This is a genomic window from Rufibacter soli, assembly GCF_054781795.1.
This window is the reverse complement of sequence record NZ_BAAGTS010000002.1, coordinates 764,376-778,308: the sequence shown is the minus strand read 5'-3', so window position 1 is coordinate 778,308 and position 13,933 is coordinate 764,376. Positions and strand designations below refer to the sequence as shown.

Sequence of the window (13,933 nt, the reverse complement as noted above, 5' to 3'; positions counted from 1 at the left end):
TAACTAAGAAGGAAAGTTGACCTCTTTACTTAGGCAACACATTTACCCAATCAGTAGTAGCGCTTTTCAGTTGTCTTTCCAGTTCGCCCACAAGGTCCTTTCAGAATGGCAGGGATGGAGGAAGGAGTAAATAAGAAATTAGCGAAGAGGGAAAGAAGTATTGATCAAGTTCTGTTTTGGGCCCGTTTTTGAAAAAACAGGCTCAAAACAGATTAGGGAAAAAGCACTCTCTCCGTTGGGCCGAGGATTAAAACTTATACCCAAAGTTCAAGCCTCCAAAGTAGGTAGGCTTGTAGGCCGCCGGCAGGTAGATATTGGGGTTGTTAGAAGAGGAATAGGCATCCAGGAAGACCATGTGGTAATACAGGTCACCGGTGAGGTTGTTGCCGCCAGCGAAGACATCCAGGGAGACATGGCTGCCCAGGTTTTTCCGCCAGCCCAGTTTGGCGTTTAGCAGGTTGTAGCTGGGGGCGCGGTGCTTGGCATCATAGGTAATGGGCAGGTCATCTACGTGCTGGAAGGTGGTGTACAGGTAGAAGCCTGGTTTCAGTTCTACGTCTACTCCCGCGTTGAAATTCTGCTTGGGAACACCAATCACTGCCTTGCCAGAATAGTCTGCCACTACCCGGGTGTTCACGTTGTTCACGCGCACAATGCTTTCGCGGGTGAAGGAATCATAGGTGAAATCTGAGTAGGTGTAGTTGACAAACGGCTTCACCAAGGTCACCAGGCCTTCCTCGTTTTGGAGGAGGCTGTAGTTTAACGCCACTTCCAGGCCCTGGTTGGTTTGCTTTCCGCCGTTGGCGCTGAGGGTGTACAAGATGGAGCCGGACTGCGGGTCTGCGTAGGCCTGGGTCATGATCTTGTCCTGCACCTTCAGGTGGAAGAGCGCCAGTTGGTAAGACATTTTTTTATCAAGCAGACTACCTTTGCTGCCCACCTCCATTTGCGTGCCTTGCTCCGGTTTAAGGTCAGTCAGGACCCTTCCGGCCTGCGGAACTACCACAGAGGTGGCGCTTGGCGGCGAATATCCCTGGCTCACCGAGGCATACACCGTCATGCTAGGCGTAATCAGTTTCTGCAACGCTACTCTGGGCGTCACCACGGCGTCAAACTTCTTATACCCAGACTGGTCAGCGTGGGTGGGGTTAGCGGTATTGGTCAGTTTGTCGGTGATGCCGTACTCCACGCGGTTGGCACTCAGGCCTGCCACCAAGGTAAAGTCCAGGGGCAATTGCAGGTTCCACTCCGTGAACGCCGAATACTGCATAGCCGACACCTGCAGGTCTGCCGTGATGCCGCCCAGGGCTCCGCCGGTTCCCAGGGCATTTGTTTTCCGGAACGAGTTGGTTTTCTGGTATTCGCCGCCCACGGTTCCCGTTAAGCCTTGCAGCACCTTAGCAAAGCTAAAATTGAATTCTGTGCGGCCGCCCAAATTATAGGCCATGTTGCTGTTGAGGCCAGCCGCCGAGGCCTGCTCTTGCGTGTAGTTGCTGAAATAGGCGCTGGAGGTGTTGCTCAGAAAAGGGGTAAACGAGTACGTGTGGGCCAAACCGCTTCTAATGCTTTCATAGCGCACGCGGCCGTTGTTCTCCAGGTATTTGGCCTCACCCTCGTTTTCCTTGTTAAAAAAGGAGGCGCTGTCTAATTGGCCCGCCATGGCATTAAAGGAGTTGTTGTAGGCGGCGTAGGCGGTGATGGATTGCTTCTCTGAAGTTCGGAAATCTCCCACAAACGTGGCGAAGTCTTTCCTTGAGTTGGTATGCACCCGGTAACCGTCATAGTTTTGGTGGCCGTAGTTCACCAGGATGGACGCGCGCTCATTGGCGCTTTCCAGGCGCGTGTTGGTGCTCCAGAGACCGTAGCTGCCTGCCAAGCCTTCCTGTACCAGGCGGGTGGTCTGCGCCTCGGGCCGTAAGGTAAACATCTTCACTACCCCGCCAATACCGGTCCCGTACAGGCTGGAGGCTGGTCCTTTGATCACTTCCACTTTGCCCAGCGTGGAGAAATCCACGTCGTCCAGCACGGTCACACCCTCAGCATCGGTTACCGGAATTCCATTGAGATAGGCTTTGTAGCCAGCCCCATTAAAGTTAAGCTGGTTTCCGTTGGCCGCAGGTAAGCCGTAGCCCCTGATCAAGATGCGCTGCCCGCCGTTCATGGTGCGTTTCTCCATGCGCACGCCCGGTATCAGGTTCAAAGAGCTTTCCAGGAAAATGCCCTCGCTGCGGGTCAGTTCGCGGCGGGTGAGCAAGCCAATGGAATGCGGCTGACGCAGCACGGTGTTTGTTTCAGAGGCGGCGGCACTTACTTCTACTTCGTTTAAGTTGGTGTTGGAGGGCGTGAGGCCAATCTGCAGGTATTGGTCGCAGGATTTAACGGAGCCAGAAAAAGTCTCATAACCCACAAACTTGACGGTAAGGGAAGAAGCACCCGCGCAGTCCAGGGTGAATTCGCCTTTGGCATCGGTGGTGACGCCTTGGGTAGTGGAAACCAGAACGGTGGCACCTACCAACGGCGTTTTACTGTAGGCGTCAAATACGCGCCCGCGCAACTGGCTACTCTGGCCTGCCGCTGTAACAGACAGCAACACGCCTACCAGGAGGTGTATATATTTTTTCATTTGAAAGTTAAGATGGTAACACCTTAGAAAGACACATCAGGCAGAAGACGGCCGGGTAAAGACAAGAACAAGCCTTGCTGTTTTGGGCCTGTTTTTCAGAAAACGGGCTCAAAACAGAACGTACCTCTCACTGCCTCTGGGTTGTTTTCCCAAGGAGGATTGTGGTAAAATAAAACTGATGAGTTTAGTCGTAGCCAACCTTGTTAGACAAGAGTCTAGCTATCTACCAAAAGAAACCGGATTAACTCCTTCCCTTCCACAACAAGCGCGGGGCCGCCTTATTGATAGCAGCCAGACATACGCGTAGCCAAGACCTTTTAACAGGCCCGCAGGTATTTTCAGGACGAAGGCAGAAAGAAGAAATTCCTATCCAGAAAGAAAATTACCCGCGCTTGGGCGGAGGAACAGGAATGTCCTGGATGCTGGTGGAAAGGGAGAACTGATAATGGAATTCCGGTTTGGGAACCGTAGAAAGGAATTCAAGTGGGTACTGTATTTTGTTGGTTTGGCAGGCCTTGGCCAGGTTCTTCACCAGCAGCTTCAAAGACTTCTGTTTGGCAGAGCGGCCCATATGGTCTTGTACCAGTTGGTCCAATGCTTCAAACAGGTTGCGTTCCTGGGTGTCTGTGATGCACTGGTAGAGCAGCTGGCCCCCTACCTGTTGTACGCGCACCACATCATAGAACATGCCCTGGTATTTGAACTCGCGGCCCTGCTCTTTCCAGTCCAGGGCGGCCGCCTCCTTAGCGCTGAAGGTGAGTAGATGCAATTGCTCCGGCGCCAGTCCCTCTTTGATGCGTCGTTTCACTTCCCGGCGCACCTGCGCCTGCAGGGCCACTACCAGAAAGGAACTGCCCACGCTGTGGAAAAGGAAAAGCACGATAAAAAAAAGAGGGAGCAGTCGTTTCAAAAAGCTATAAAGGAAAAAGCGCGGAGTAGAAGCAAATTACGCACATAGGGGCTGCACTTACAATGGGCAAAGATGGGTTCTCCTAAATTTTATAAATGGGCTTCGCCTGCAATCCTGGGTTTCTGCTTCAGATCTGTTTTTCAAAAAACAGGCCTGAAACAGAAACTTCTTGTTTACCCTACCGGGACGGGGCACCTACCTGTAATACCTCTACCTTGGTTTCCTGGCCCTCCTGCAGAGTTAGTTTGAACAGGTAGTCATATTGGGCATCAGAAATCTCAGCGAAGGGCTTTTTGCCGCCCAAAGCCTCTACCAAGGGCAGCAGTGTATTGGAGTGGCCTGCCACCAGCACGGTTTGGCCCGGGTGCTTTTCCTTGATGGTTTGGGCCAGCCCCTTGAAATCATGCGCCTCATAGGTGGCAATAGGCAGAGACTTGCTTTGGGCCAGGGGCTGCAGGGTTTGCCGGGTGCGCACGTATTTGGTGGCATACAAAGCAGCCACCGGCTCTTTCGCCAACAGGGCTTTCAGGGCCTGGGCCCGCTCCTGACCGGCAGGCGTCAAACTGGGGTCTTCGTTCTTGGGGTCAGAAGTATCTTTTTCGGCGTGCCGTACCAGGTACACCACCGTTTCGCTTTTGGCTGGGGCCTTGCCCCCGGTGGTAGTGGTAGCCCCTTGGTTTTGGGTACAGCTCAGGAGCCCCGTAAGGGAAAGGCAGCACCAGCTTAGCAAAAGGAGAAAGGTACGCATCTGTTTCATGGGTAAAGGAAGGTTTAGAGGGTAAGGTAGCAAATCTTGGGCAATCCTTTAAAAATGCGGGCGTTAAAGCAGCAAGGCAGGTCGTTTTTTTATAGGAAGTTTCTTGTAAAGCCCTCCTTTTCTACCCGCCCGGGAATATTGACGTATAACTATATTCCCCCAAAGTAAGTATGTAGCCTCAATTACTCCTTTTTATATGTTACTTAATCTCCCTTTTCTTCGGCACAGCCGAATTCTTTTGATGGTGCTATTGCTTACCGGAGGCGCCAGCGCCTGCAAAACCGCCAAAACCCACTACAAAGAGGGCATGGAGCGCGCCAGCAAGAATGACTACAGCGGGGCCGTGCGCGAATATGACGCCGCCATTGCCAAACGACCAGATGACGGAAGTCTTTACCGCCTGCGCGGCGTGGCCAAATATGAGATGGACGACTTTGATGGGGCCTTCGCAGATTTCTCCAAAGCCGTAAGCCTGGTGCCCAATGACGCGGAGTCGTTTAAGTTCAGGGGTGATATCAAGCAGAACCGGTTGCAGTACAGAGAGGCCATTGAAGACTATAACCAGGCCATTACCCACCAACCCAACTACGCCAAGGCTTACAATAACCGGGGTCTTAATCGGGCCAAACTTAAAGACCTGAAGGGCGCTTTGCAGGATTTCAGCCAGGCCATTACCCTGCAGGAGGACTACGCCGTGGCGTACCTGAATCGGGCCAACCTGTACATGCGCCAGAAAAAGTACAACCCCGCCATGGAAGACTATGACAAGGCCATTTCCTATGACCCCAACATGGCCCAGGCCTACTATAACCGCGGAGTTTTAAAGCACACCCGCAAGAGCCGCAAAGGCGCCTGTGAAGACTGGCAAAAGGCCTCTGACTTAGGCATTACCCAGGCTGCAGCCCTCTTGAAACGCTACTGCAAATAACCCTAATGCCTTCTTTCCGCTAGCACCTTCGCTTGGCGGCGAGGCTTCTGTTTTAGGCCTGTTTTTCAAAAAACGGCCTTAAAACGCAGGTTGGGGTGCAAATGTGGCGGGGGAGTTCTTTGGCTCCCGCGGGCAATTAGTATATTTGAGGCTAGACCATTGCCGCGTGCCGTCTGTAGCGCCGGCCCATAAGAAAGAACTATGAAATTATTGGAAGGAAAGATTGCCTTAGTAACCGGCGCCTCCAAGGGGATTGGCCGGGCCATTGCCAAAAAATACGCCGAGCAGGGCGCCAATGTGGCGTTCACCTATCTCTCCAGCGTGGAGAAAGGCCAGGCCCTGGAGCAGGAACTTGCGGAGTACGGCATTCAGGCCAAAGGCTACCGCTCAGACGCCTCAGACTTTAAACAAGCGGAGGAACTGGTGGAGAATGTGGTAAAGGACTTCGGGAAACTGGATGTGCTGGTGAATAACGCCGGTATTACCAAAGACGGTCTGCTGATGCGCATGTCTGAGGAGCAGTGGGATGCCGTGATCAACACCAACCTCAAATCTGTCTTCAACCTCACCAAAGCCGCCACCAAACACATGATGCGCGCCAAGAGCGGGTCTATCATTAACATGACTAGTGTGGTAGGGATCAAAGGCAACGCGGGCCAGGCCAACTACGCCGCCTCCAAATCTGGTATCATTGGCTTCACCAAATCAGTGGCCCTGGAACTGGGTTCCCGCAACATCAGAAGCAACGCCATAGCCCCCGGCTTCATTGAAACCGACATGACCGACGAGCTGGATGCCGCTACCGTAGCCGAGTGGCGCAAAGCTATTCCGTTGAAACGCGGCGGTGCCCCCGAAGACGTAGCTAACGCCTGCGTGTTCCTGGCCTCAGACCTTTCTTCCTACATCACCGGCCAGACCCTGCAGGTAGACGGCGGTATGCTTACTTAATTGTTGATGGTTAATTGCTGATTGTTCAGGATGAATTTAAAAGCCGATGTGGGTGTAGAACCTCATCGGCTTTTTTTATTTGTAGGGGCAATCCCTTGTGGTTGCACTTGCACGTTTGGCATGCGTAAGGGCAACCACAAGGGATTGCCCCTACTCCCCATAAGGCCCATCTTACCCTCCACCTCGCTCACGCATTTCGCCCCCCTTTGAAGGGGTAGGGGGATGACCACTCGTTCTGATAATCCTACTTTCCCCGTGTTTTCAAAAAATCACCCCTGAAACAGTTTGCCAAGCAATAAGTATAGATTGTGTCAGTTGAGAATAAAAGTCTTGGGTCTTGGGGCTCATGTCTTTATCTTGCTTCCTGATAACCTGGGTCTAACCTCACCTTCTGTGCAATCACTCCAAATCCACACTGTCCATTCTCCCTGGTTTGCCTTGTTGTGTCTGGCCGCGGGCGTAGGCGTGGCCTGGCTGATGTACCGACGGGGTGGTCCCTGGCCTACCGGGCTTAGGTGGTTGCTGGCCTCGCTCAGGGCGCTGTTGGTGACGTTGGTGTTGTTCCTGTTACTGGAGCCTTATACCCGGCGCACACGGCAAGAGGAGATAAAACCCAAAGTGGTGCTAGCCCTGGACAATTCGCAATCGGTAGGCATGTTTACGCCTAAGCCCCAGCTCACCGCCACGCTACAGGCCGTAGACCAACTTGCCCAAAGGTTGGCAGCCAAAGGCCTGGAAGTGAAACGGACTGCTTTTCAGGCAGGAGACACTACGTTACAGCAATTCAGCAGCATTCCTTTTACTGCCCAATCTTCTAACCTGCACGCCCTGCTGGAAAAAGGGATTGCGCCTAACCGGGACCAGAACCTAGCCGCGGTGGTGTTGCTTTCAGACGGAATCCATAACCAGGGCCCCACCCCTACTTTCCAATTGTATGACGCGCCCATTTACCCGGTAGCCCTAGGTGACACCATTCCCAAACCTGATGTGGTGCTGGAAGAGGTGCAGTACAACAAGATCAATTACAGCGGTACGTCTTTCCCCCTGGTGGCCTCCATCCGGCAGGCTGGTTTCAGTGGCCGACCGGTGCAGGTATTGCTGCAGGAAAACGGCAAGACCATTCAACGGCGCACCATTACCCTGCCACGTAAATCTACCGTGGAGGTCCCTTTTCAGGTAAGTGCCGCGCAGCCCGGCAAAAAGCATTATGAGCTCCTGGTACAGCCGCTGCCTCAGGAGTTCACAGCGGTCAATAACCGCCGCCACGTGTACCTGGATGTGATCAAGGGGAAGCTGAAGATTCTACTGGCCGCCGCCGCCCCGCACCCAGATATTAAGGCCCTCCGCAGCGCCTTGCGCAGCAACCCCTTATTAGACGTAGAGGTGGTGCTGGGGCCCTTCCAGAGTCCGGCTTTTAAAGCGCCCTATGACGCGGCCATCCTGCACCAGATCCCGAACACCGGCAACGTAGGCACCGACTGGCTCCGGCGGTTACGATCAGCTAAGGTTCCTACCTTTTACATTCTGGGGGCGCAGACAGATTTTGCTGCCTTTAACCAACTACAGGCCGGAGTTCAGTTAAACAATCCGTCGGTCCAGTTTGATGAGGTGCAACCGGTCCTCAACCCTGGTTTCCAGCGGTTCTCATCAGAGCCTCTGGCGCCGGGTCGCATCAAAGCCTGGCCGCCCACGGCCGTCACCTTCGGAGATTGGCGGGTAGCCCCCGGCACCGAGGTGATCCTGCGCCAGCAGGTGGGGGCCGTGAGCAGTTCAAAACCGTTGCTGCTGTACAAGTCGTCTATGCCCGTGCCGGCGGCGGTGCTGCTCACAGACGGCAGTTGGCAGTGGCGCCTCACTGAGGCCTCAGATCATGGTTCGGCCCAGATCTATGATGCCTTAATGACCCATTTGGTGCAATTGCTGGCCAACCGCCGCAATGAGAAACGCCTGCATGTTTTCCCGGTTAAAGATCAATTTGAGTCTTCAGAGGCGGTGGCCCTGCAGGCCGATGTCTACAATGCCGTGCAGGAAGAGATCTTCGGGCAGCAGATTGCCGTCACGATTACCCATGAAGGCGGAAAACAAACCCGGCACCGCTTTAGACATGAGCAGGGCGGCGAGGGCCTTAAGGTAGGCAATCTGTCGGTGGGCCTTTACCGCTACACCGCCACGGCCAACGTAGAAGGCCAGACCTTTACAGACACCGGCGAGTTTCTGGTGCAGGAACAGAACCTGGAATCCTTGAACGCCCTGGCAGACCACAGCCTGCTCCAACAACTGGCCGAACGATCCAACACCCGTCTCTTCTACCCCACCCAACTGGCCCAACTGGAAAAGACTCTGCTGGACGCTAATTTCAAAACCATCCTCCGGAGCCACCAGGAAGAGAAAGACCTCCTGGAGCAGTCCTGGTACTACTTCCTGCTTCTGGGCCTGGCCTGCGCCGAGTGGGCGCTTCGGCGCTTCTACGGAAGCCTCTAATTTCTTTGCCTTATGCCCATGACAAAAGACACCCTGGTCACCATTGCCACGTATTCTGGTTCGATTGATGCGCACATGGCCAAAAACAAGCTGGAAAGCGAAGGCGTGCTGGCTTTTCTTTTTGACGAGAACATGGTGTCGCTTAACCCGCTTTATAACATCTCAATAGGCGGCATTAAACTGAAAACCCTGTCCAGCGACGCTGAAAAAGCCCTGGAAATTCTACATGGCCTAGACGCCCTGCCCTACACCAATGAACAGGACGTGCCCGTGGCTTGTCCGCGCTGCGGTTCCCAAGACATCTCATACGCCTATGACTCCCGAAGCAAGCTCAAAAACATTGGCGGCTTTTTGCTGGGCTTGATCACCTTCAGCCTGCCGCTCTTAGCTAAAGACAAATACAAATGTGGGCAGTGCGGGCTTGAATTTCAGAAAGAGCCCTCCTAACCGTTTTCTGTTTCAGGCCTGTTTTTGGAAAAACAGGCCTGAAACAGAAAACCAGTGCCTTACATTTGTCCTTCCTTCTATCTCTTCACTAACCCTTCTTTCCCGTGCGTTACCTGCTCCTCAACAAGCCCTTTGAAGTATTAACCCAGTTCACTGATGAGGCGGGCCGCCAAACCCTGAAAGACTATGTGACCGTGCCCGGCGTGTACCCCGTAGGCCGCCTGGACTATGACTCAGAAGGCCTGGTCTTACTCACCGATGACAAGCAACTGCAGCACCGTCTGTCTGACCCTAAATTCAAAGTAGAGAAAACGTATTGGGTACAAGTGGAAGGAGTTCCCACAGACCAGGCCCTGGATGAACTGGAACGCGGCGTATTGCTACAAGGCAAGAAAACAGCCCCCGCCAAAACCCGCCTGCTGGAAGACGTAACCTTCTGGGAACGCTCCAAGCCCATCCGGTTCCGGGCCAACCTCCCTACCAGTTGGGTAGAAGTAAAAATAAGCCAGGGTATGAACCGTCAGGTCCGCAAAATGACCGCCGCCGTAGGGTACCCCACCTTGCGCCTGGTCCGCGTGGCCATCGGGTCTCTAGTTCTTGGCGATTTGCAACCCGGGGAGTTTCGAGAGTTGAGGGCAGAGGAGGTGAAGGTCTTGAAGGGGCTGGCCAAACCGGTCAATACATTCCAACGGCCTTATAAAAAGCGGTAGTTCTCGCTTGGGTCTGTTTTGGAAAATCGGGCTGGAAACGGCTGTTCTGAATTCTGAGTCCTTAATTGATCTGCAAGAGAGGGTCATCCCCCTACCCCCTTCAAAGGGGGACGATATGCGTGTTCTCCTGTGTAAACACCCCCTTCGCCCCCCTCAAGGGGGGAGTCAGCGCTTAGTAAGCGGTACTGGAAATTGTCGGGCAGTAGTGCGTTTCGGGGCTGTTTTCCGATAAACGTGCCCAAAACGCCGCTACCGCTAAACAGGTCATTAAAGAACATCATCCCCACGCATTGCCCGATTCCAGTCTTTACCTCGAGCGCCTCGCTTGTGGCCCTGCAGGGGCTTCGCTAAGGGCAGACTGCAACTCGGCCGCAAGGGCAGTGCGAGGGGGAAAGACGGGGCCCCGCGGCCGTGAGCGCTCGGAGGGAAACCATGAAACAATACAGCATAAGGACTTAAGGCAACAGCAGACACCACGCCAGCCACAGGCGGAATGGCGTGCACCAAAAGTTAAATGGCAATGGTGGGCAATTCGAGTCGTTGGCCCCTAGAAACACTAACAACGGCGTAAAACATTAATAAAGGCAACCAACAAAAAGCTTGAAAAGACAAAATCACATTATCAGCGAAAGCAAAAATAAGCCAAAAGCGCACCTTCTTCTGACACCTCCTGCCGAATGTTCGTATAGCCTACAGAACCAAGCAGCCTTAAAATGACATTGTGTCACAAAAAACCAGAAAATCGGCCTTGGCACATGTCTTGTTACTAACAGTCCAAACGAGTTAAATCAGAAACTACAATATAAAACTATAGACAATGGGAAAAATAATAGGCATTGACTTAGGAACTACCAACTCTTGCGTGGCCGTAATGGAAGGGAACGAACCAGTGGTAATTCCTAACAGCGAAGGCCGCCGGACTACTCCGTCCATCGTGGCATTCCTGGACAACGGGAACGGTGAGCGTAAAGTGGGTGACCCTGCCAAGCGTCAAGCTATCACAAACCCCCAAAATACCATCGCGTCCATCAAGCGTTTCATGGGCCGCGGTTTCTCTGAAGTTAAAGACGAAACCAGCCACGTGTCTTACAACGTGGTAGCCGGTACCAATAACACCGTACGCGTGAAGATTGGTGACCGTGAGTTCACGCCGCAAGAAATCTCTGCCATGGTGTTGCAGAAAATGAAGCAGACCGCCGAAGACTACCTGGGCACTACTGTGACCGAGGCCGTGATCACGGTTCCTGCCTACTTCAATGACGCCCAGCGCCAAGCCACCAAAGAAGCCGGACAGATTGCCGGTCTTGAGGTGAAGCGTATCATTAATGAGCCAACCGCCGCCGCTTTGGCCTACGGTCTGGATAAAAAGCATGCGGATCAGAAAATCGCGGTATACGACTTAGGTGGTGGTACTTTTGATATCTCCGTGCTGGAACTAGGTGACGGTGTATTTGAAGTATTGTCTACTAACGGTGACACGCACCTTGGTGGTGACGACTTTGACCAGGTGATCATTGCCTGGCTGGCAGACGAGTTCAAGTCTGAAGAGAACATGGACCTGCGCACAGATCCAATGGCCCTGCAGCGTTTGAAAGAAGCCGCCGAGAAAGCTAAGATTGAGTTGTCTTCCTCTTCTGAGACCGAAATCAACTTACCATATATCACCGCTACCCAAACTGGTCCTAAGCACTTAGTGCGTAAATTAACCCGTGCCAAGTTTGAGCAGTTGGCAGACTCTTTGATCCGCAGATCAATGGAGCCGGTGAAAAAGGCGTTGCAGGATGCTGGTTTGCAGCCATCTGACATTGACGAAGTGATTCTGGTAGGTGGTTCAACCCGTATCCCAAGAATCCAGGAGGAAGTTGAGAAGTTCTTCGGCAAGAAGCCATCTAAAGGGGTGAACCCTGATGAGGTAGTAGCTATTGGTGCTGCTATTCAGGGTGGTGTATTGACCGGTGAGGTGAAAGACGTTCTTCTTTTGGACGTGACTCCGCTTTCTTTGGGTATTGAAACCATGGGCGGCGTAATGACCAAATTGATTGAGTCTAACACCACCATTCCAACCAAGAAATCTGAGGTATTCTCCACCGCTTCTGACAACCAGCCAAGCGTAGAGATTCACGTGTTGCAAGGCGAGCGCCCTATGGCCAGAGACAACCGAACCATCGGTCGTTTCCACCTGTCAGACTTGCCACCAGCCCAACGCGGCGTTCCGCAGATTGAGGTAACCTTTGATATTGACGCCAACGGTATCCTGCACGTGTCTGCTAAAGACAAAGGCACCGGCAAAGAGCAGAAAATCCGCATCGAGGCCTCTTCTGGTTTGTCTGAAGAAGAAATCGAGAGAATGCGTAAGGAAGCCGAAGCCAATGCTGAGTCGGATCGTGCGGCGAAAGAGCAGGTAGAAAAAGTAAACCAAGCTGACTCTATGATTTTCCAGACGGAGAAACAATTGAGCGAGTACGGTGACAAACTTTCTGCCGGTAATAAAACCGCCATTGAAGGTGCCCTGGCCGACCTGAAGAAAGCGCATGAGTCTAAAGACTTAGCTGCTATTGATAGCGCCATGACCAACATCAACAACGCCTGGCAGGCCGCCTCTCAGGAGATGTACAACGCCACCGGCGGCGCCGGACAACCTGGTGCTGACGCCGGATTTGGTGGACAGCAGCAGCCTGGTGCAGACGGAAGCGCCGGCCAGACCTCTGGCAGCGACACCGTCACCGATGTGGACTACGAAGAAGTAAAGTAATTTAAATTTAGGTTTAGTTGAAAAAGCCCCACCGCGTTGCGGTGGGGCTTTTTTTGTGGCTTTAAAAATGGGGCAAATAATTGCTTTTGAACAACTTACTAACTACAAGTTTATCCGCAAACGGTTCTCACTCTGGTTTTACCAAATGAATAACGGTGTCTGCTTTGTTATCAATTATAACTTTCATGTCATCAGATAAATAATACCTGGGTCTAGTATAGAAATAGCCTGTCCTATTTTGCTTTGTATCCTCTAAAATAAAATCTGGATTCCCCATTACCTGCAAAGCTTGTTCCTTTTTCATCCCTACCTTGAGACGTTTGAACCTCTGGTAGTTATCTACTCCTTTATCGGTTAGGTAGAGATACAGCAGAAAACCCGCAAAGACAAAAGCTATGGTAATGGCAATCTTCCTCATCATATTACTCTTAGAGAAAAGGCATCTTGAGGTAAGTTACTTAGTAACTGGATAAATAAATCTACCTAGTGTGTAACTTGCAGCTATATTCTTAAAATTCAATCATGAATTTCATTACCCTTGACTTTGAGACGGCTACCCCTGAGCGGGACAGCCCGTGTGAGATTGGATTGACCTTTGTGCAGAACGGACAAATCATGGGCACCCAGGCCTGGCTGATTAAACCCAGGTCGTATCCTTACTTCAACGGCATGAACATCAGCATCCATGGTATTAAGCCCCAGGATGTGCAGCACAGCCCCACCTTTGATACGGTCTGGCAGGAGCTGAAGCCTTTGCTGGAAAACCAGTTAATCATTGCCCATAACGCCAGCTTTGACATGAGCGTGCTCAGGGCCACCTTGAATACGTATCGCCTGCCCTTCCCTGAGTTACAGTACGCCTGCAGCGTGCAGTTCTCCAAGCAGGTGTGGCAGGGCTTGCCGCAGTATGACCTAAAATCGCTCTGTAACCGGCATGGCATCCAGTTCAAGCACCACCGCGCCGCCGCAGACTCCTACGCCTGTGCTGAATTAACCTTGAGAGCCCTGGAGAAGACCGCCTGCCATTGCCTGGAAGATTTCCCTGAGAAGCTGAAAATCAACTTCGGGCGATTGTTTGAGGGTGGGTACACGGCTTCTTCGGTGAAGAAAGCTCCCAAGCCCCGCAAGGCATTCCCATTTTAGACATTCTCTGGTAGAACGAGGAAATCCTGTTTTGAGCCCGTTTTTTGTAAAACGCCCTCAAAACAGGATTTCTTCGTTTATGGCCTCCTCCCTATCACTACCACTTCAGCTTTATTCCTACCTAAGTTTTTAGGAGTATTTCCTTTGCAGGTGTCTGGGCTTTTTAATTCCTGAATTTTAGAGAGGGCACCGTGCAACCCTTGGCCTAAAGCGGTGTCTTTCTTCTACAGTCCC

General features: G+C 52.5%; 11 protein-coding genes. 7 read left to right on the top strand and 4 right to left on the bottom strand.

What is annotated here, in order from left to right; all coding sequences use genetic code 11:
* Nucleotides 1-247 precede the first annotated feature (247 nt).
* From ACYVJQ_RS05280 to ACYVJQ_RS05270, 3 genes are all read right to left on the bottom strand, one after another.
* Nucleotides 248-2,623 carry a TonB-dependent receptor gene (locus ACYVJQ_RS05280; RefSeq protein WP_460892018.1) on the bottom strand — a complete coding sequence of 792 codons (2,376 nt, stop codon included), beginning with the start codon at nucleotides 2,621-2,623 and terminating at the stop codon, nucleotides 248-250.
* Between the two features lie 382 nt (nucleotides 2,624-3,005).
* Nucleotides 3,006-3,503, bottom strand: a complete 498-nt coding sequence (locus ACYVJQ_RS05275) for a hypothetical protein (RefSeq protein ID WP_460892017.1) — start codon at nucleotides 3,501-3,503, stop codon at nucleotides 3,006-3,008.
* A 208-nt stretch (nucleotides 3,504-3,711) separates the two neighbouring features.
* On the bottom strand, nucleotides 3,712-4,290 hold the full coding sequence (locus tag ACYVJQ_RS05270; protein WP_460892016.1) for a SixA phosphatase family protein: 579 nt from the start codon (nucleotides 4,288-4,290) through the stop codon (nucleotides 3,712-3,714).
* Nucleotides 4,291-4,486: 196 nt separating this feature from the next.
* Here ACYVJQ_RS05270 and ACYVJQ_RS05265 point away from each other — a divergent pair, with 196 nt between their 5' ends.
* From ACYVJQ_RS05265 to dnaK, 6 genes are all read left to right on the top strand, one after another.
* Complete coding sequence (locus tag ACYVJQ_RS05265; protein WP_460892015.1) at nucleotides 4,487-5,218, top strand: tetratricopeptide repeat protein; 732 nt, start codon at nucleotides 4,487-4,489, stop codon at nucleotides 5,216-5,218.
* A 201-nt stretch (nucleotides 5,219-5,419) separates the two neighbouring features.
* A complete protein-coding gene (gene fabG, locus ACYVJQ_RS05260) occupies nucleotides 5,420-6,166 on the top strand; it encodes a 3-oxoacyl-[acyl-carrier-protein] reductase (protein WP_460892014.1) in 747 nt (248 codons plus the stop codon).
* 393 nt (nucleotides 6,167-6,559) lie between these two features.
* A complete protein-coding gene (locus ACYVJQ_RS05255) occupies nucleotides 6,560-8,647 on the top strand; it encodes a vWA domain-containing protein (protein WP_460892013.1) in 2,088 nt (695 codons plus the stop codon).
* Nucleotides 8,648-8,665: 18 nt separating this feature from the next.
* Nucleotides 8,666-9,094 (top strand): putative signal transducing protein, encoded by a 429-nt coding sequence (locus ACYVJQ_RS05250; RefSeq protein ID WP_460892012.1) that lies wholly within the window; start codon nucleotides 8,666-8,668, stop codon nucleotides 9,092-9,094.
* A gap of 104 nt (nucleotides 9,095-9,198) precedes the next feature.
* Entirely contained in the window at nucleotides 9,199-9,804 is a 606-nt protein-coding gene (locus ACYVJQ_RS05245; RefSeq protein WP_460892011.1) for a pseudouridine synthase, read from the top strand.
* An 817-nt stretch (nucleotides 9,805-10,621) separates the two neighbouring features.
* A complete protein-coding gene (dnaK, locus tag ACYVJQ_RS05240; RefSeq protein ID WP_460892010.1) occupies nucleotides 10,622-12,556 on the top strand; it encodes a molecular chaperone DnaK in 1,935 nt (644 codons plus the stop codon).
* Nucleotides 12,557-12,683: 127 nt separating this feature from the next.
* Here the strand turns inward: dnaK and ACYVJQ_RS05235 are convergent, their stop codons facing one another.
* Complete coding sequence (locus ACYVJQ_RS05235) at nucleotides 12,684-12,977, bottom strand: hypothetical protein (RefSeq protein WP_460892009.1); 294 nt, start codon at nucleotides 12,975-12,977, stop codon at nucleotides 12,684-12,686.
* 101 nt (nucleotides 12,978-13,078) lie between these two features.
* Here ACYVJQ_RS05235 and ACYVJQ_RS05230 point away from each other — a divergent pair, with 101 nt between their 5' ends.
* The gene (locus ACYVJQ_RS05230; protein WP_460892008.1) at nucleotides 13,079-13,699 is read left to right on the top strand and encodes a 3'-5' exonuclease; all 621 of its coding nucleotides are present in this window, start codon (nucleotides 13,079-13,081) and stop codon (nucleotides 13,697-13,699) included.
* Nucleotides 13,700-13,933 lie beyond the last annotated feature (234 nt).